Here is an 18,238-nt window from a genome sequence, read left to right as displayed (position 1 = left end):
CCCCATGTAAGATCACCTCTTCAAATATTTTACTACCAGGGATGCCGGATGGAAAGAAAAAGGAGAGGCCATTGAAAATGGGCTCTCCTGAGTGGACATGATTACTTGTAATCATGTCCTTTTTTTAGAAAAAAAGAAGCCTTGTAGGCTTCTTAAAAGAGATTATTTTCCAGAATCACCATAGTTGGCAAGTACTCTTGCACTTGGATCATCAACGTTACAGTTTTCCCAAGTCTTGTTAGGCATCCAGAAGTCTTTGATCCATTTTGCCTGACCAGGATAGTATTCTTCAAAGATATCACGATAAAGAAGTGATTCTTTGGTGAATGGTGTACAGTAAGGATATTTGTCTTTGGCTTTAGCCAAATCTTCATCGGTATATAAGCTGTTTGCATATTCCTTGAGGTCATCAACCATGCTATGGCCAACAGCATCGGAGAAGGCTGCTTTTTCACGCATCAGGATGTCATCTGGCAATAAGCCTGTACCTTCAAAGGCATGACGTAAAAGATATTTGCCTTTGTTGTAGGTATTCATCTTCTTCGCTGGATCAATGCTCATCGCATATTCGACAAAGGCAGTATCAGCAAAAGGTACACGTCCCTCAAGTGAGTTAGCAGAAATGCAACGATCAGCTCTTAGCACATCATACATATAAAGCTCACGAATACGCTTTGCGGACTCTTTTTGGAATTCTTCAGGAGATGGGGCAAAGTCTGTATACTTGTAGCCAAAGATTTCATCGCTGACTTCACCTGTCAAGATAACTTTTAAATCGGTATTTTTATGAATATACTCACATAAAATAAACATACCAAGTGATGCTCTAATGGTTGTGATATCAAATGTTTCTAGCTGACGAATGACTTCTTTTAGGTGTCCAAGAACGTCTTCTCTTGTCATGATGACTTCAGTATGATCTGAACCAATATATTCAGCAACTTCCTTCGCATATTTTAAGTCAATCGGATTACGGTCCATACCAATCGCAAATGTCTTGATTGGTTTCTTATTGTTTTTAGCAGCAATAGCACAAACTAATGATGAATCAAGACCACCTGAAAGAAGATATCCGATAGGCGCATCGGATTGCAGACGCTTGATGACAGACTCGGTTAATAAACTATTGAGCTTACCAGCAATCTGTTCGATGTCATCTTCAACATACATCTTGACATCACCAAGATCATTATATTTCACAAACTTTTCACCATCATAATAACAACCAGGTTCAAAAGGCATAATATCATGACAGAGAGGAAAGAGCGCTTTGGCTGTTGAAGCAAAAGCAATTTTTCCTTCTTTTGTATAACCATAAAACATTGGACGAATGCCCATTGGATCTCTTGCTGCCATCATTTTTCCACTATGGGCATCTTTGATGACAAAAGCAAATTCACCATCCAACATACGACAAAGAATATCTAATCCGTATTTTCTATATAAAGGTAAGAGTATTTCGCAATCACTATCACTCTTACAAGTGTAATCGTCTTCTAAATTCTTCTTTAAAGCAGGGTAATTATAGATTTCGCCATTACACACCAGTTCGCAGTCATTATAATTGAAGGGCTGCATTCCTTTTTCTGATAAATCCATGATGGATAAACGCGCAAAGCCAAATGTAGACTCTTCGAAGAGTTCAACACGACTCATATCAGGACCGCGATCATCAACCATGTGTAATGCTTGTTTGAATTGTTCAAGAGGGTATTCTCTTGAATCCATCGTTAAAAAACCACACATATCTATGTCCTCCACTTTTAAATTTTTTTCATCATACAATTTTCACATTCATTAGTCAATAAAATATTTTTGAGATGATAATTAAATATTAGAGAAAAGAGAAATCTAAGGGCTTACAATTCGTTTAAAAAAGCTTCTTCAAGAAAATAATGTAAGCGTCTTACATTAGAGATATAGACAAGCAAATTAGATAATGTTAAAATATTAACAACGTGGTCATACCACATGAAGTCATAAGAAATTTTTAAAGGAGAATAGAAAATGAGTGCTAAAGGAGATCCACATTATCCACTTCGTCCGGAAATTGCGAACGTGGATGGGCCAATGCGTGAACCTGTTGTGAAATTGGGAAAACTTATCACAGACAGAATACCTATCAAGCTTGGCTTAAAGAAAATCACAAAAGATGATCCTGAATATTGGGCTGTAGCGCGTTTATGTACGGATGAGGAAGCTGAACTGGCTTTACAATTCGGAACCATTCGTAAGCCAAAGACATTTGCTCAGCTGAAGAAGATCTCAGGTATTGAAGAGAAGAAGCTTCAAGAAATGCTTGACCATATGTCTTATACAGGTCTTATTGAATGGAATTATGAGAATCCCCAACATGAAAAACAATATGTTTTGCCTATGTTTGTGCCTGGTTCAGGGGAATTCTCAAATATGAATAAGGATTTGGTTGAAGAATATCCTGAACTTGGGATGTTTTTTGAACATATGACACGTTTGCCACTTGAAAAAGTAACCAAGATTGTTCCACCTGGAGGAGCTGGTATTGGCATGCATGTCATTCCTGTCGAAAAAGCTATTTCCATGAATAATGAAGCTATTGGGGTTGAGAAGATTTCTCATTGGCTTGATAAATATGAAGGAAAGTATGCGAAATCCCCTTGTTCTTGCCGTCGTAGCCGTAAAACTTATGAGGAAGGCTGTGGTGATGATGAAGAGGGCTGGTGTATTGCCGTTGGTGATATGGCGGACTATGTTGTAGAAACAAATAAAGGTGGTGTCTATATTACCCGTGAAGAAGCCATGGATATTTTCAAGCGAGCTGAAGATAATGGCTTCGTTCATCAGATTACAAATATTGATGGTGAAAACAAGATCTTTGCAATCTGTAACTGCAATGTCAATGTATGTTATGCCTTAAGAACATCATTATTATTCAATACACCAAATTTATCTCGTTCGGCCTATGTTGCTCATGTTGATAGTGCGAAGTGTGTAGCTTGTGGTCGCTGTGTAGAATATTGCCCAGCAGGTGCTTTAAAGCTCGGTCAAAAGCTCTGCAAGAAAGATGGCAGTGAAGTCAACTATCCAAAACATGACTTGCCATGGGATAGAAAATGGAGTGAAGATGACTGGGATTGGGATTATCGTGATCATAATCGCATTGAGGCTCATCGTAGTGGAACAGCACCATGTAAGACAGCCTGCCCGGCACATATAGCTGTTCAGGGTTATTTAAAAATGGCTGCACAGGGAAGGTATACGGATGCGTTAGCCTTAATTAAGAAAAACAATCCATTACCTGCTATTTGTGGTCATATCTGTAATAGACGATGTGAAGATGCTTGTACTAGAGGAACAATTGATGAGGCAGTGGCAATTGATGAAGTGAAGAAATTCATTGCGATGCATGATCTTCATGCTGAAACAAGATATATGCCTAAAAAGGTCATTCCTCGTGTTGATGGTGACTTCTCAGAAGATAAAGTGGCTATTATCGGGGCAGGGCCTGCTGGTCTTTCATGTGCTTATTATCTAGCTGAAAAAGGTTATCAGCCAACCATCTTTGAGAAGAATGAAAAACCTGGTGGTATGCTTGTTTATGGTATTCCATCTTATAAGCTTGAAAAGGATATTATTCAGGCTGAAATAGATATTATCAAAGAGATGGGTGTAGAAATCAAGACGGGTGTTGAAGTAGGAAAGGATACCACACTTGATGAATTACGCAAACAAGGCTATAAAGCATTCTATATTGCCATTGGTGCACAGGGAGGAAGAAGCATCCAGGTGGCAGGCGAAGATGGTTTAGGTGTTGTGACAGCCGTTGATTTCCTCAAAGAAATTAATGCTACTGAAAGCTATGACTTGAAAGGTGATGTGGTTGTTGTTGGTGGCGGTAATGTTGCCATTGACTGTTCACGAGATGGACGTCGTGTGGGCGCCAATGTCACGCAGGTCTCTTTAGAAACAAGGGATATTATGCCTGCAAGCGAAGAAGAAGTGGAAGAAGCCTTAGCAGATGGTGTTAAGATGTGCTTTGGCTGGGGTCCTAAAGAAATCCTCAAAAATGAAAAGAATGAAGTAACCGGCATTGTCTTTAAGAAATGTGTGTCAGTCAAAGATGAAACAGGCCGTTTCAATCCACAATATGATGAAAAGGAAACAATGACAATTTCTTGTGCACATATTGTTTTAGCAGTTGGTCAGAGCATTGTCTGGGGAGACTTGTTGGAAGGTGAAAATGTTGAACTTGATCGACGTGGATGTGTCATAGCTGATCATGAAACTTATCAGACAAGTCAGCCCGATATCTTTGTCGGTGGGGATGTCTATACAGGTCCTAAGTTTGCGATTGATGCCATTGCGGCTGGTAAGGAAGGAGCAATTTCTATTCATCGCTTTGTTCAGCCACATACATCTCTTACGATTGGACGTAATAAGAATGATTATGTTGAACTTAATAAGAATGATATTCTTGTTGAATCATATGATAATGCGAAACGTCAGATTCCTGCTAAGAAAGCCAATGAAAAGCCATTAAGCTTTAGAGACTATCAAGAAGTCTTTAGTGAGGAACAGGTAAAAAAAGAAGCAGCGCGTTGCTTAAGCTGTGGAAAGACTATTGTTGATGAAAATCATTGTGTTGGATGTGGCATTTGTACGACAAAATGTGAGTTTGATGCCATTCACTTAGAAAGAGACCATCCGGAATGTTCAACAATGCGCAAGAGTGAAGATAAAATGCGTTATATTCTTCCGTATGCCGCTAAACAAGCAATACATATTAAATTTGGAAAGAAGAAGTGATCTGAATGCACGAATTAGGTGTTGTATTTAAGATTATTGATGATTTAGAAGAGGTTGCACAAGAAAATGATCTTCATGAGATCAACAGTGTCACCCTCTCACTTGGGGAAGTATCAACAGTCATACCTGACTATTTAGAAGATTGCTGGAAATGGGCAATACAAAGAACAACATTGTTGAAAGATGCTGAATTAAAAATAGAAACCATTCCAGCAATTACTTACTGCAGCAACTGCGGACAGACATATGAGACAGTGAAATATGCCAAAATATGCCCACATTGTGGCAGTGATCAAACTTGGCTTGTTCAGGGAAATGAATTTCTTATAAAAGAAATTGAAGTACCTGATGAGTAGATTGAAATAAGAATGGGAGGTTATTTATGTTATTTCAATTATATGGTGACACAGCTCTCTGGCAGATTCTTGGCTGGGTTCTTGTATTTGTGGGCTTAATTGTCATGAATGAAATAGGAAGACGTACAGTCAAAGGTGGCATTGCCGTATTTGTGGTTCTTCCACTTGCTTTAACAGCCTATTTTATTGCTATCAAGATTGGTGCAATGGCACATGCCAGCTGGGCACTCAACAATCCAACGCATGTTTATATGAATGGATGGTTCCATTATGCAAAGCTTTATGCAGCTGATATTGGATGTGTTGGGTTCTTGATGCTTAAATACCAGTGGGGACTTGGGAAAAAGGAATGGTTTAAGCCTTGGCCATTTATTATTGTTGCGATTAATATTTTGATTGCTGTCGCATCTGACTTCGAATCAGCATATAATGGATTTGTAGCAGGTGGTATGGCTGGTGGCTGGTGGAAGTCCACTGAAGATGTCTGGCTCTATGGCGGCTGGTGGAATGTTGTTAATGGCATTGCTGGTCTTTTGAATATTCTTTGTATGACAGGCTGGTGGGGCATTTATACTTCTAAGAAGAAGGATGATATGCTTTGGCCTGATATGACAATCTGGTTTATTCTAGCCTATGATATTTGGAATTTCACTTATACATATTGTAATTTACCAACTCATACATGGTATTGTGGGGTGGCTCTCTTGCTGGCACCAACATTTGCAAATGCTTTCTGGAATAAAGGCGGCTGGATCCAAAATAGAGCTAACACACTCGCTGTATGGTGCATGTTTGCGCAGGTTTTCCCACTCTTCCAGATTACAAAGCCTTTCTCAGTGTTGCCTTCTCTTTATAAGGGCGCTGTTGCTCATGGCGTAACAGCTTTTGATATGACAAAGATCAATTCCATTAAAGCTCTTGGTGAAGCGGGCATTACTGCCAATCCAACAGCACAGGGTGTTGTTGCCCTGTTGGCACTGGCCATGAATGTGATTACTTTAGCTGTTATTTTCAAAAAAGCAAAACAGCAGCATAAGAATCCTTATACACATGAAATCTTTACTGGCACACGTGATTTTGAAGAAGCTATCGCGAGAAAAGCCTAAAATAATGAACACGATGAACACCTGCCAGTTGTTGACAGGTGTTTTTTAGGAGGTCAGCATGAAATTTGAAAAACTTACAGTCCCTACACAACGCGAACTCTTTATTAAAAAAATGCAGGAAATGATTCTTTCAGGTGAATTGCCAGCTCATACGCGTATTCCCCCAGAACGTGATCTTGCGAAACAGATGGGCATTAGCCGCAGTGTCGTCAATACAGGAATTGCGATTTTGGAATATCAGGGATTTTTACAAGTTATAAACCGCCAGGGAACATTTGTCGCTGATTATAAGAAGACAGCAAGTGTAGAGACGCTTAATGCTATTATGCGACTTAAGGGAGATGTTCTGACCGATCATGATATTCGCTCTATCTTGGAAATTAGATGGGCATTAGAAAAACTAACGATGCGTAATGCACTTGATTTGAATGAAAATGATATTGAGAGACTACGCGTTATTGTGGAAAATATCAAGACATCACAGTCTTATTATGAGGCGGCAAGTCATGCTCTCAATTTCCAAATTACCTTAGCAGACATTGGCCAGAATGATATGCTTGGCCTTATTATTACAACCTTTCGTCATCCATGCATAGCCATGTGGATGCGCTTTTGTAAGATTTATGGTATTGAGAAACTCTATATGCATACAAGAACTTCGTGGGAACTCTTGCAAAAACATGATTATCAAGGGGCACTTGAATGGATTGAAACCTTTACAAAAGAAGCCATGGATGGTCAATATACACTCTATGAAAAAGATTTAAGAAAGCAGGGATGAGAGATGAATAAAAGAGAATATGAAATCCTCGAGACAAAAGAAAATATTCTAGCTGATAATGACATAAGTGCAGCACATGTACGTGAAGAACTGCAAAAACATAAAGTCTTTATGGTCAATCTCATGGCCTCACCAGGAGCAGGCAAGACAACATTGCTTGTACGTACCATTAAAGCCTTAAAAGACAAATATCATATTGGTGTCATGGAAGCAGATGTGGATAGTGATGTTGATACGGCTGCTGTTGTTGAAGCAGGTGCTAAAGCCATTCAGCTTCATACTGGAGGGAGCTGTCATATGGATGCGGATATGACCATGCGTGGCATGAAAGCCTTAGGCCTAGATGATCTTGATGTGCTCTTCTTAGAAAACGTGGGCAATCTTGTCTGTCCGGCTGAATTTGATGTTGGTGCAACAAAGAAAGTGACGATTCTCTCCGTCCCAGAAGGTGATGATAAGCCCTTGAAATATCCTTTGATGTTTGAAGTGACGGATTTATTATTGATAGGGAAGATCGATGTATTGCCTGTCTTTGATTTTGATATTGAAAGATGTAAACATAATGTTTCTCAGCTCAATGAGCATATTGATGTCCTTCCTTTATCACAAAAAACAGGAGAGGGTTTTGAAGCATGGATCGCATGGCTAGAAAAACAAATCGAAAGAGTAAAGGGTGAGAAGAATGAGAATCATTGAATTAAATCAATCCGTAACAGCATCCAATGACAAAGATGCTGAAAACTTAAGAAAAGAAATGCATGATGACCATATCTTGTTGTTGAATCTGATGTCTTCACCTGGTTCAGGAAAGACAACACTTCTTTCATGCATCATTACTGATATGAAGGAAGATGTGCGTATTGGTGTCATGGAAGCTGATATTGCGAGTGATGTGGATGCACTGAAAATAGAAGCACTTGGGGCAAAAGCTTTACAGGCTCATACCGATGGGATGTGCCATATGGATGCAGGTATGACAAGAAGAGCATATGAAGCGCTTGATACCAAAGAGCTCGACATGATCTTCTTAGAAAATGTCGGAAATTTAATATGTCCGGCAGAATTTGATACAGGTGCTGCAATTAATATGATGATATTAAGTGTTCCTGAGGGTGATGACAAGCCACTTAAATATCCATTAATGTTTGAAAAGAGTGATGTGCTTGTTGTAACTAAGATGGATACTTTGGATTATTTTGATTTCGATCTTGAAAAAGTAAGGGAACGTGTAAAAGTCCTCAACCCTGCAATAAAGATTTTCCCTGTTTCAGCAAAAACAGGCGAAGGTATGCAAGCATTAGAAGATTATCTTCAAGAATCTTTGAATAAATGGATATCATAAAGGCACGATGTGCCTTTTTGTTTTGTGTTTATTTCATTTTGTGAAGATTTTTGGTATGATGTTGAACGGTGAAGAAAATGAATGATGGATTAATAATTATTAATAAACCAGCTGGCTATACAAGCCATGATATCGTTAATATCGTTAGAAAGACATTGCATACAAAGAAAGTCGGACACGCTGGAACACTGGATCCCGATGCAACAGGTGTCCTTGTCGTAGCGGTGAATAAAGCGACAAAGGCATTGCAATTTCTAACAGCTGAAAATAAGGAATATATTGCGACATTGAAACTTGGCATCGCAACTGACACAATGGATGCCTCAGGTACAATACAAGAAGAAAAGCCATTTACTGGCTATACAGATTTAAAAGAGGTGCTAGATAGCTTTCTTGGTGACAGCATGCAAGTTCCTCCTATGTATTCTGCCATTAAGATCAATGGCAAGAAACTTTATGAATATGCCAGAGAGGGCAAAGAAGTGAAGGTGGATCCTCGCCCAATACATATTCAGGAAATCAGCCTGCTTAAAGAAGATCGTGATGAAATCACTTTCCGTGTGCATTGTTCTAAGGGAACTTATATCAGAAGCTTATGTTATGATATTGCCAAGAAGCTTGGTTATCCTGGTCATATGAAAACGCTTATTCGTAGTCGAAGTGGAGATTTTGATTTAAGTCAGAGTTGTACGCTTGAGGAATTAAAGGAAGGTCATTATCGGATGATAGCCTTAAAGGATGCTTTTGCATCGATGGAGCATTATGTCTTAGAGGATGAATCCATTGCCCTCAATGGCAAACGTATTGATGAAAACTATGATCATAATATAGCTGTATTTAATAAGAATGGTGATATTCTTGCTATTTACGGTCCGGATGGAAATGGTAAAATGAAGAGTCTAAGGGGGTTATTTTAATGGAAATCATAGAATTAGAACTTCATGACTTGCCACAACTTACCAAACATTATGTTGTTGCTATAGGATTCTTTGATGGCTTGCATTTAGGACATCAGAAGCTCATTGAAGAAGTAAAACATATTAGTCAGACAAAGGGCTATCAATCAGCTGTTATGACTTTTGATCAGCATCCCCTTACTGTTTTAAAAGGGGAAGAAAAACGCTATCTCACTTCTCGACATGATCGTAATCGTATTCTCGAACATTTAGGGATTGATACATTATTTGTGATTCGTTTTTCAAAAGAAGTAGCTGCTTTGTCTCCTGAAGATTTTATTGATAAATATATTGTTGGCTTAAATATTCAACATGTTGTTGTGGGCTTTGATTTCCATTTTGGCAATAAGAATAGTGGGGATGTGCATAGCTTAGAAGGCCATCAGTTTACTCTTTCCATCGTACCACCAGTCATGTATGATGAAAATGTCAAAGTTTCTTCAACACTCATCAAAAGCTTATTGCAATCAGGACATGTCCGTGACGCTAATAGATTGCTTACTAGAGATTATGCAATTACTGGCAAAGTCATCCATGGGAAGGCAAGAGGCAGGCTGATTGGCTTCCCAACGGCCAATGTTGCAATAGGCAAGTATTGCTATCTTGCAAAAGGAGTCTATGGCGTTGAAGTTGAAGTGAATGGACAACGCTATAAAGGGATGGCAAATATTGGCATGAATCCAACCTTTAATGATATCTTTGAGATGTCATTAGAAATCTATATATTTGATTTTCATCAAGATATATATGGTAAAGAAATGCAAGTCTTCTTTAAGTTCTTTGAACGACCAGAAGAACGCTTCAATGATGTTGATGATCTGATTAAAGAAATGCAGCATGATGAAGCTTATATTCGTAAAGCATTAGATGTATAGTCTATTGCTTTTTAAAAAAAACAGTCTAAACTTGTGAATTGGAGAGGATTATATGATAATTAGTCAGTATATTGTAGGTTTCGTTGTATTTAGTTTCTGTGGCTGGGTATGGGAATCATTCTATTGCATGATGAATACTGGTAAATGGGAAAATAGGGGTTTTCTTTTTGGGCCTTATTGTCCTATCTATGGCTTAGCTGTGATGATTGCTTATTTTATCTTTACAGCCGGTCTATTTCCTGTAACGACTTCGAGCAATCCTTTAACAGTCTTTCTGATTTGTATGTTTGGTTCTGCTATTATTGAATATCTTACAAGCTATATTCTAGAAAAAAGATATCATGCAAGATGGTGGGATTATTCGAAATTGCCTTTTAATATTCAAGGAAGAATTGCCTTACCTATTTCTATAGCTTTTGGTTTGGCGGGTATTGTTGTTGTAAGATATCTCTTGCCTTTATTACAATCCTATAAGCCCCATGGTCCTTCACTGTTTATAGAAGGCTTATCGCTCTTTCTTGTCTTTTTGATGAGTACGGATTTTGGTATTACATTAGCTTCGCTTTCTGAAATCACAAATCACCTGAATGAAGTCGAAAACGAATTTGGTGATCGTGTGCAGTGGGCCTATGACCGCATTGGTGAAAGCAAGATGGAATTTCAAGATCAGGTGGAAAGCTACTCTGAATATATCAAGATGCGTGTTAATGAAGCAGCCAGTCACATGTCTATAAGAGAAGCTAGACTGATGCATAAAGTGAAATTCACTGCCCCTAATAAAGGCTTTATTGCGGAAAAACTCGAAAATCTGGTAAGAGGAAGAAAGAATGACAAAAAATAACACATTCCAACAAGTTATCCACGAAATTGAAGAAAATTCTCGTGCGCATCTCATGCATAACTATATACAACATGGAGCAATCACAACCTATGACCATTGTTTCTCAGTTGCTTTGTTAAGCTATCAGCTTAATCGTAAATTCCATTTAAGAAGTAACGAAAGACAGCTTATTAGAGGGGCCTTTCTTCATGATTATTTTCTCTATGACTGGCATCACTATGAGGGCAATCTACATGGCTTCAGCCATCCAGAAACAGCCTTACTCAATGCCCGTGAAGACTTCATGTTGACAAGAAAAGAAGAGAATATCATTAGAAGCCATATGTGGCCACTCACTTTCTGGCATTATCCTCAATCACGTGAAGCTGTCATTGTCTGTATTGCCGACAAGATTGTCTCAACAAAAGAAACACTCTTTAGACGAAGAAAAGCTGCCTAGGCAGCTTTTTAAACATTATGGATTTCAATTTTCTTGTTAGGATAGACAAGTGCATACTTCTTGACTGTTTTCAGCAAGGCGGTGCGATACTGGTTCACGGTCATGTGGTCAGGATTGCCAGCATGAGGATCTCCAAAATAGAATGTATAGCTTTCTATCGTCGTGGGATCTATGACATTGGTATATTTTGTACCAGGCATTATATTGAATGAGCTTGATTTTGACTTGAATGTTAAACGAAGAATAACAACCTGTGTATTATCCGATGTCTTATTGTTATAATCCATAAGCGTTTTAGAAAGAATATAATCATCATGCTTTTCGTTATAATAGTCTTTGGTAAGGGCAATCTTTAAATCCTGTGCTAGCGCACGGCTTGCCGTAATGTATTTCGCATTATCTGCTTCATCAATATAATGCATGACTGATGGCACAGCGATAGCGAGTAGGATGGCGAGTATGACTGTAACAACAATGATTTCTATTAATGTAAAGCCTTGTTTTTTCTTCATAGTATGATCTCCTGATAGAAATATAGCACATTACAACAAGTTTTCCTATGATGAACTCAAAAACCTTTGACTTTAGCTATAAAATCCATATAATAAACCTTGCGGCAAGTACTCAGAGGCGCGTACCTCTTACGACCTGCTTGGTTCTTGCTCTGTTGATATTATAGGAGGAAATGATAAATGTTAACTAAAGAAGAAAAAGCTGCAATTGTTGAAAAGTATGCACGTGGTGCTAATGATACTGGTTCTCCAGAAGTTCAGATTGCATTATTAACTGCAGACATCAACAAATTAAATGATCACTTTAAGGCTCATCCAAAGGATCATCACTCAAACCGTGGTCTTTTAAAGAAGATCGGTAAGAGAAGAGATTTAATGAAATACTTAAAGAGAGAAGATCTTGAAAGATATTCAGCATTAATTGCTTCATTAGGATTAAGAAGATAATTTATCAAGAGGGAACAATGAAAGCATTGTTCCTTTGTTTGTATTTGATAAATATATATTATTGTGGAAATCATTACCATGGGGTAATGATAGAGGAGAGAAAAAATGGCAAAACAAGTATTTGAAATGGATTTTTATGGCCGCCATATTACGGTCGAAACTGGCGAACTTGCCAAGCAGGCAAATGGTTCTGTGTTAGTGCGTTATGATGACACAACAGTCCTTTCTACAGCATGTGCAGGCAAAGAGCCTAAGGATGTTGATTTCTTCCCACTCACTGTAACATATGAAGAAAAGATGTATGCAGTAGGCAAGATTCCAGGTTCATTCTTAAAAAGAGAAGGCAGACCTTCAACACATGGTACATTAACAGCACGTATGATTGACCGTCCAATTAGACCTTTATTCGCAGATGGCTTCAGAAATGAAGTGCAGGTTGTCAACACTGTCATGTCTGTAGATCCAGAAGCAACACCTGAAATGACAGCCATGCTAGGAGCATCACTTGCATTAAGTATTTCTGATATTCCTTTTAATGGTCCTATTGCTGGAGTGAATGTTGGCTTAATTGATGGTGAATTCACTGTTAATGCTTCACCAGAAGATATGAAGAGAAGTGAAATTAATCTTGAAGTTGCTGGTACAAAATATGCCATCAACATGGTTGAAGCTGATGCTAAAGAAGTTGATGAAGAAACAATGTTAAAGGCATTAATGTTTGGTCATGAAAGAATCAAGGAATTAATTGCTTTTGAAGAAAAGATTGTTGAAGCTGTTGGCAAGGAAAAGATGGAAATTCCACTCTTTGAATTAGATCAGAATATTGTTGATGAAGTGACTGCATTAGCTGATGAAAGAATGAAAGCGGCTATTTCCATTCCAGGTAAACTTGAACGTTATGATGCCATTGATGCATTAAAGGCTGAAGTTGTAGCTTCTTATGAAGAAAAAGACCTTGGTGAAGATGTTGATAAGGATGATTATATTAGTCAGGTTAAGATGGTACTTGATGACTTAGAAAGAAATGAAGTACGTCGTCTTATTACTGATGAAAAAGTTAGACCAGATGGACGTAAGGTTGATGAAATCAGACCATTAAATGCACAGGTTGACTTACTTCCAAGAGTACATGGTTCAGCATTATTTACACGTGGTGAAACACAGGTTATGTCCATTGTCACTTTAGGTGCACTAGGTGATGCACAAAAGATTGATGGCTTAGGTGATGATACTGATGTTACTTGGATGCATCATTATAACTTCCCACCATACTGTGTCGGTGAAGTTGGACGTATGGGTGCCCCAGGCCGTCGTGAAATTGGTCATGGCGCATTAGGCGAAAGAGCTATCAGACAGGTTATGCCATCTACTGCTGACTTCCCATATACAGTCAGAGCAGTTGCTGAAGTATTAGAATCAAATGGTTCTTCTTCACAGGCATCAATCTGTGCATCAACAATGGCTTTAATGGCTGCCGGTGTGCCTATTAAAGCACCAGTGGCTGGTGTAGCCATGGGCTTAGTCAAGAAGGGTGACAACTATACAATTCTTACTGATATCCAGGGTATGGAAGACCATTTAGGTGATATGGACTTCAAGGTTGCTGGTACAGAAAAAGGTATCTGTGCCTTACAGATGGATATCAAGATTGATGGTATTACAGAAGATATCTTAAGAGAAGCATTAGCACAGGCCAAAGGTGCTAGAAAACAAATCATGGATGTCATGTTAGCAGCTATTCCTGCACCAAGAGATCACTTATCAGAATATGCACCTAAATATGCAACAATGCATATTGACGTTGAACAGATCAAAGATGTCATTGGTAAGGGTGGCGAAATGATCAACAAGATCATTGAAGAATGTGATAATGTCAAGATTGATATTGATGAAGAAGGTAATGTCGCAATCTATCATCATAACCAGGAAGCTATCGATAAAGCTATTGCCTATATCGAAAAGATTACAAAGAAAGCTAAAGTCGGAGAAATCTATGATGGTAAGGCAGTACGTGTAGAAGATAAATATGCATTCATTGAACTCTTTGAAGGCACAAATGGCTTCTTGCATGTCAAAGATGTATCATGGGATCGAACAGATAAAGTTTCTGATGTCATTAAGCTAGGTGATATTGTTAAAGTTAAAGTAACACAGATTACTGATAAGGGTGTTAATGTTTCACGTAAAGTCTTACTTCCTCGCCCTGTAGTCAAGAAGGAAGACAAGAAAGAAGAGAACAAGAATGCCTAAGATCATTCTTGCGAGTACTTCCCCAAGACGAAAAGAATTATTAGAAAGAGAAGGCATCGATTTTACAGTCGATGCTTCTTCTATAGATGAAGTACTCAATGAAAACCTACCTATAAAAGCAAGATTAGAAGCACTAGCGATAGAAAAGGGTGCACCTATTCATGATCGTTATCCTAATGATGTTGTCATTTCAGCAGATACAACGGTATATCACAATAATCAGATCATTGGTAAACCCAAAGATGAAGAAGATGCTAAAAAGATTCTTCTTTCACTTTCAAATGATACCCATATCGTCTATACAGCTGTATCCATCTGGATTTCAAACATAAAACATATCTCATGGGTTGAAGAAACCTTTGTAACATTTAAAGATATCACAAAAATGATTCCTGAATATCTAGCAAGCAAAGAATGGCAAGGCAAGGCAGGTGCCTATGGCATTCAGGGCAAAGCAGATATCTTTGTCAAGAATGTCGAAGGTGATATTGATTCAGTGATTGGTTTACCCGTCACTAAGATTGTGACGATATTAAAACAAGAAAACGTTATTCAATAATATCGTTTAAAGCAAAAATTGATTTATAAACATCACATTATTTTATGAAAAACATGTAATGTACTTGAAATGTGACATGTAAGTGATATTATTATAATTGGAAAGAAGAGGAGGAGAATTCCAATGATGAAAATGTTGAAAAAGAATAAAGGTTTTACATTAATCGAAATTATCGTTGTCATTGTTATCTTAGCAGTATTAATGGCAGTAGCAGTTCCTTCAGTAATGAGCTATATCAAAGAAGGCAATAACGCTAAGTATGAAACAGTTGCACGTGGTGCTATGGTTAATGCTCAGGTACAGTTAGCTAAAGCAGAAACTTCTGGAAGTACTACAACCGAAGCAATGGCTGAAGCTGTAAGCTTAACAAACAAGGATTCTGGTGATATCACAGTTGTTAGCATTACACCTACGTATAAAAGCGGCACAACAGATGAGGTAAAAGATTACGTTGTAATAATGCATACTACTGACAAACCTTCTGAACAGAAGACAGCTACAGTTACTGTGAATAAAAAAGTTACATTGAGTGATTAATAGTTTAAATATGGAAGCAATCCCTTTGCGGATTGCTCTTTTTTAGTTAGGGAAGGTATTTATGAAGAAGAGGAAAATAGGGATTATTGTTGTTGGGATGTATCTGGCAATGACAATTGTACGAATATATTTAGGGCGTTATATGCATCATATAACCTTCTATCCAGATGAGATGCTTTATCATACTTTTGCCTATAACTTTGTACATGGTAAAGGTATGACAATATATGGCTTACCAGCTGGATTCTATAAATATTTGTATTCATTAGTCATTGCACCTGCTATGCTTATTCCAAATGATACATATCAAAGCCTTGCTGTTACGATTATAAATAGCTTGGTGATGAATGCAGGTGTTTTTCCAATCTATGCACTTTCCAAAGATGTACTAGGAGAAGATCATAAGTTTTTATCTTTAATTGCATGTGGGTTATATCTGTTATTGCCTGATATTACATTTACGCAGGGTTATATGACAGAAATACTGTTTTTACCTTTATCTTCTTTATTGATGTATGGCTTTTATAAACTCTTTGATCATAAGTTTCATAAATATTTAAGTATTGGTCTTGGTTTTGGATTAGCTCTGCTTAATACCAATAGAAGCATTGCCTTGTTTATGGTGTTAGCTTATGCATTATTGATGATTGGTTATGGAATAAAGACTGTCTGTTTAGCTATTTATAGAAAGGAACGGGACGTTATATATAATGAATTGCCTGTTTTCTATAATGCCTTGTTGATGGGATTTGTCTTTTTATGTTTTTATGAACTGAATGCTTTCTTAGTTGATGAGGGAAATGTTAGTGGTGGAATAGATAATGTTGTGCAATCTACAGCCTTACTTCTCTATACAGGATATGCCTTAAAGATGTATTTTGTAGGTGTGCTCTTGGCAGCAGGCATCTTGCCTATCATCTTACCGTTTATCTATCAAAAGTATTTCAGCAAGCAAGATCATTCATTCTTCTTATATGTCTTTTTCGTAATGCTTGTAGGGATATTTGTGACAGTAATGAAGATTACGTTGAAGGAAGATTTAGGGACAGAAATGCCTCGTCTTCATTTACGATATCTTTGTAATGTCTGGATACCACTGATCATTATGTTTATGAAGATAACACTGTTGTTGTCTGAAAAACATATCAAGGATATTAAAAGATTGATTGTTCTTATTTGTTGTTCTGTTGTTTATGTTTTAGTCTTTACTTTCTCTTATAGTGGGACAATGGTAAAGGCTGTATTAGATCATCCTATGTTGAATATTACGAATCATATGTGGCCTGAACTCCAAATGATTATTGCTGTATTTATTGTAGGATATTTGTTTTTATCGATATTTGAGTTTGTGATTGAGCCAAAGAAAATCATCATTGTCTTTCTTTGTGCTTTTGTCAGCTTAGAAGTCTACAATAACTATTATGAAAGCAATGCATTAAAAGACTTAAATCAAATAAAGATAGGCATGAATGAAGACTGTCAGTCACTTAAGAAACTTCTACAACAACATCAAGAAAGTACATTCTTAATGATCACAGATGAAACAGACGACTTACAGGGAGCTATTGATACCTATGTCATCAAAGATAACTTCTTTACAGCAAGCCAGTCTGATTTATTTAAGAAACAATCGAAGAAACCAATCACCTTCCCACATAAGATTGAAATGAAGAATCCTTATTGGATTGGAGAAAAAACATTCTCTACAGTAGATTATCTTGTTTTAAGAAATGTAAGAAACTTTGAAATAGACCAAGATAGTATGAAAAAGATTGTATCTTGTCATTACTTTTCTATCTATAAACTCCATAATCATCATCAATTACCACATCTCAACAGAAAACTCATAATCAAAGACAAGAAAAAAGTTATACATCTCAATGGTATTAACGATAATCTCTTAGATACAGAAACATATTTCCAGTCTGATTTTAAACAGACTTACAAGAAACCTTTCCAATCAGGTAAGAAAAAAGGATATCTTCTTCATGGTCTTAGTGCAATACTGAACCAAGGTCATTATAAAATCACCATTAACTATCAAGCAAATCAAGATCATCTTGCGAAAGCATGGATATCATCACAAAATCATATCTTACAATCACCACAACAACTTCTTAAAGGACAACATTCATGTGTCTTCATGTTGAATGCCAAAGAGAATCTCTTTAACTTTGATATTAATGTAGAGAGTTATGGTGAAGGTGTGATTGTGAATGAAGTGATCATTGAAGAGATTTAATGTTAGAATTGTGTTTGAATACAACTGGAAATATATGTCTATTCATTGATTTAGAAGGAAATTGTGGGTAGAATGATTAGCAAGAGGTGATTTACTATCAGTAGTCAAGGGTATATTTTGATTTATTTATCTTAGAAGCACAAAAAGAGGTTCAAGGAACCTCAAAAAAATTTATAGTGACGAAAAACAGTTTATCTCAATTTGCTCTGA

The 18,238-nt window shown here is 37.3% G+C and carries 17 protein-coding genes; 15 read left to right on the top strand and 2 right to left on the bottom strand.

Annotated elements, in window-relative coordinates; genetic code table 11:
• Positions 1-162 precede the first annotated feature (162 nt).
• The gene (asnB, locus tag FYJ79_RS11065; RefSeq protein ID WP_154518305.1) at positions 163-1,746 is read right to left on the bottom strand and encodes an asparagine synthase B; all 1,584 of its coding nucleotides are present in this window, start codon (positions 1,744-1,746) and stop codon (positions 163-165) included.
• A gap of 261 nt (positions 1,747-2,007) precedes the next feature.
• On the opposite strand from asnB, the gene FYJ79_RS11060 reads away from it, so the two are divergent.
• From FYJ79_RS11060 to FYJ79_RS11015, 10 genes are all read left to right on the top strand, one after another.
• On the top strand, positions 2,008-4,785 hold the full coding sequence (locus tag FYJ79_RS11060) for an FAD-dependent oxidoreductase (RefSeq protein WP_154518302.1): 2,778 nt from the start codon (positions 2,008-2,010) through the stop codon (positions 4,783-4,785).
• A 5-nt stretch (positions 4,786-4,790) separates the two neighbouring features.
• Positions 4,791-5,141 carry a hydrogenase maturation nickel metallochaperone HypA gene (locus tag FYJ79_RS11055; protein WP_154518299.1) on the top strand — a complete coding sequence of 117 codons (351 nt, stop codon included), beginning with the start codon at positions 4,791-4,793 and terminating at the stop codon, positions 5,139-5,141.
• Between the two features lie 26 nt (positions 5,142-5,167).
• Positions 5,168-6,247: a DUF5692 family protein gene (locus FYJ79_RS11050; protein ID WP_154518295.1), complete on the top strand. Its 1,080-nt coding sequence runs from the start codon at positions 5,168-5,170 to the stop codon at positions 6,245-6,247.
• A gap of 58 nt (positions 6,248-6,305) precedes the next feature.
• Positions 6,306-7,028 (top strand): FadR/GntR family transcriptional regulator, encoded by a 723-nt coding sequence (locus tag FYJ79_RS11045; RefSeq protein WP_154518291.1) that lies wholly within the window; start codon positions 6,306-6,308, stop codon positions 7,026-7,028.
• Between the two features lie 3 nt (positions 7,029-7,031).
• Positions 7,032-7,724 carry a hydrogenase nickel incorporation protein HypB gene (gene hypB / locus FYJ79_RS11040; protein WP_154518288.1) on the top strand — a complete coding sequence of 231 codons (693 nt, stop codon included), beginning with the start codon at positions 7,032-7,034 and terminating at the stop codon, positions 7,722-7,724.
• Positions 7,711-8,370 (top strand): hydrogenase nickel incorporation protein HypB, encoded by a 660-nt coding sequence (hypB, locus tag FYJ79_RS11035; RefSeq protein WP_154518285.1) that lies wholly within the window; start codon positions 7,711-7,713, stop codon positions 8,368-8,370. The genes hypB (FYJ79_RS11040) and hypB (FYJ79_RS11035) overlap by 14 nt, the downstream gene beginning before the upstream one ends.
• Positions 8,371-8,447: 77 nt before the next feature.
• A complete protein-coding gene (truB, locus tag FYJ79_RS11030) occupies positions 8,448-9,287 on the top strand; it encodes a tRNA pseudouridine(55) synthase TruB (protein ID WP_154518282.1) in 840 nt (279 codons plus the stop codon).
• Positions 9,287-10,201: a riboflavin biosynthesis protein RibF gene (gene ribF / locus FYJ79_RS11025; protein WP_154518279.1), complete on the top strand. Its 915-nt coding sequence runs from the start codon at positions 9,287-9,289 to the stop codon at positions 10,199-10,201. Before truB ends, ribF begins: the two co-directional genes overlap by 1 nt.
• A 52-nt stretch (positions 10,202-10,253) precedes the next feature.
• Positions 10,254-11,042 carry a putative ABC transporter permease gene (locus tag FYJ79_RS11020; RefSeq protein ID WP_154518276.1) on the top strand — a complete coding sequence of 263 codons (789 nt, stop codon included), beginning with the start codon at positions 10,254-10,256 and terminating at the stop codon, positions 11,040-11,042.
• On the top strand, positions 11,029-11,481 hold the full coding sequence (locus FYJ79_RS11015) for an HD domain-containing protein (RefSeq protein ID WP_154518273.1): 453 nt from the start codon (positions 11,029-11,031) through the stop codon (positions 11,479-11,481). Before FYJ79_RS11020 ends, FYJ79_RS11015 begins: the two co-directional genes overlap by 14 nt.
• An 8-nt stretch (positions 11,482-11,489) precedes the next feature.
• Here the strand turns inward: FYJ79_RS11015 and FYJ79_RS11010 are convergent, their stop codons facing one another.
• Positions 11,490-11,993, bottom strand: coding sequence for a pilus assembly FimT family protein (locus FYJ79_RS11010; protein WP_154518270.1), 504 nt, complete (start codon positions 11,991-11,993; stop codon positions 11,490-11,492).
• 180 nt (positions 11,994-12,173) lie between these two features.
• Here FYJ79_RS11010 and rpsO point away from each other — a divergent pair, with 180 nt between their 5' ends.
• The 5 genes from rpsO to FYJ79_RS10985 all read left to right on the top strand — a co-directional run bounded on the left by rpsO (position 12,174) and on the right by FYJ79_RS10985 (position 18,028).
• Positions 12,174-12,440 (top strand): 30S ribosomal protein S15, encoded by a 267-nt coding sequence (rpsO, locus tag FYJ79_RS11005; RefSeq protein WP_154518267.1) that lies wholly within the window; start codon positions 12,174-12,176, stop codon positions 12,438-12,440.
• Positions 12,441-12,545: 105 nt separating this feature from the next.
• Positions 12,546-14,690, top strand: coding sequence for a polyribonucleotide nucleotidyltransferase (locus FYJ79_RS11000; RefSeq protein ID WP_154518264.1), 2,145 nt, complete (start codon positions 12,546-12,548; stop codon positions 14,688-14,690).
• Positions 14,683-15,249, top strand: a complete 567-nt coding sequence (locus FYJ79_RS10995; RefSeq protein ID WP_154518261.1) for a Maf family protein — start codon at positions 14,683-14,685, stop codon at positions 15,247-15,249. Before FYJ79_RS11000 ends, FYJ79_RS10995 begins: the two co-directional genes overlap by 8 nt.
• Positions 15,250-15,372: 123 nt before the next feature.
• Positions 15,373-15,786 carry a prepilin-type N-terminal cleavage/methylation domain-containing protein gene (locus tag FYJ79_RS10990; protein WP_154518258.1) on the top strand — a complete coding sequence of 138 codons (414 nt, stop codon included), beginning with the start codon at positions 15,373-15,375 and terminating at the stop codon, positions 15,784-15,786.
• A 61-nt stretch (positions 15,787-15,847) separates the two neighbouring features.
• The gene (locus FYJ79_RS10985) at positions 15,848-18,028 is read left to right on the top strand and encodes a hypothetical protein (RefSeq protein ID WP_154518255.1); all 2,181 of its coding nucleotides are present in this window, start codon (positions 15,848-15,850) and stop codon (positions 18,026-18,028) included.
• The last annotated feature ends 210 nt before the right edge of the window (positions 18,029-18,238 follow it).

Source organism: Sharpea porci (genome assembly GCF_009695655.1).
Taxonomy (GTDB): Bacteria; Bacillota_I; Bacilli_A; order Erysipelotrichales; family Coprobacillaceae; genus Sharpea; species Sharpea porci.
The sequence above is the reverse complement of the archived record's forward strand: the minus strand, read 5'-3'. Positions and strand labels throughout refer to the sequence as shown.

Bases quoted from the DNA above. Each gene is read 5' to 3' on its own strand.
- asnB (WP_154518305.1), bottom strand. From the start codon at position 1,746: ATGTGTGGTTTTTTAACGATGGATTCAAGAGAATACCCTCTTGAACAA.
- FYJ79_RS11060 (WP_154518302.1), top strand. From the start codon at position 2,008: ATGAGTGCTAAAGGAGATCCACATTATCCACTTCGTCCGGAAATTGCG.
- FYJ79_RS11055 (WP_154518299.1), top strand. From the start codon at position 4,791: ATGCACGAATTAGGTGTTGTATTTAAGATTATTGATGATTTAGAAGAG.
- FYJ79_RS11050 (WP_154518295.1), top strand. From the start codon at position 5,168: ATGTTATTTCAATTATATGGTGACACAGCTCTCTGGCAGATTCTTGGC.
- FYJ79_RS11045 (WP_154518291.1), top strand. From the start codon at position 6,306: ATGAAATTTGAAAAACTTACAGTCCCTACACAACGCGAACTCTTTATT.
- hypB (WP_154518288.1), top strand. From the start codon at position 7,032: ATGAATAAAAGAGAATATGAAATCCTCGAGACAAAAGAAAATATTCTA.
- hypB (WP_154518285.1), top strand. From the start codon at position 7,711: ATGAGAATCATTGAATTAAATCAATCCGTAACAGCATCCAATGACAAA.
- truB (WP_154518282.1), top strand. From the start codon at position 8,448: ATGAATGATGGATTAATAATTATTAATAAACCAGCTGGCTATACAAGC.
- ribF (WP_154518279.1), top strand. From the start codon at position 9,287: ATGGAAATCATAGAATTAGAACTTCATGACTTGCCACAACTTACCAAA.
- FYJ79_RS11020 (WP_154518276.1), top strand. From the start codon at position 10,254: ATGATAATTAGTCAGTATATTGTAGGTTTCGTTGTATTTAGTTTCTGT.
- FYJ79_RS11015 (WP_154518273.1), top strand. From the start codon at position 11,029: ATGACAAAAAATAACACATTCCAACAAGTTATCCACGAAATTGAAGAA.
- FYJ79_RS11010 (WP_154518270.1), bottom strand. From the start codon at position 11,993: ATGAAGAAAAAACAAGGCTTTACATTAATAGAAATCATTGTTGTTACA.
- rpsO (WP_154518267.1), top strand. From the start codon at position 12,174: ATGTTAACTAAAGAAGAAAAAGCTGCAATTGTTGAAAAGTATGCACGT.
- FYJ79_RS11000 (WP_154518264.1), top strand. From the start codon at position 12,546: ATGGCAAAACAAGTATTTGAAATGGATTTTTATGGCCGCCATATTACG.
- FYJ79_RS10995 (WP_154518261.1), top strand. From the start codon at position 14,683: ATGCCTAAGATCATTCTTGCGAGTACTTCCCCAAGACGAAAAGAATTA.
- FYJ79_RS10990 (WP_154518258.1), top strand. From the start codon at position 15,373: ATGATGAAAATGTTGAAAAAGAATAAAGGTTTTACATTAATCGAAATT.
- FYJ79_RS10985 (WP_154518255.1), top strand. From the start codon at position 15,848: ATGAAGAAGAGGAAAATAGGGATTATTGTTGTTGGGATGTATCTGGCA.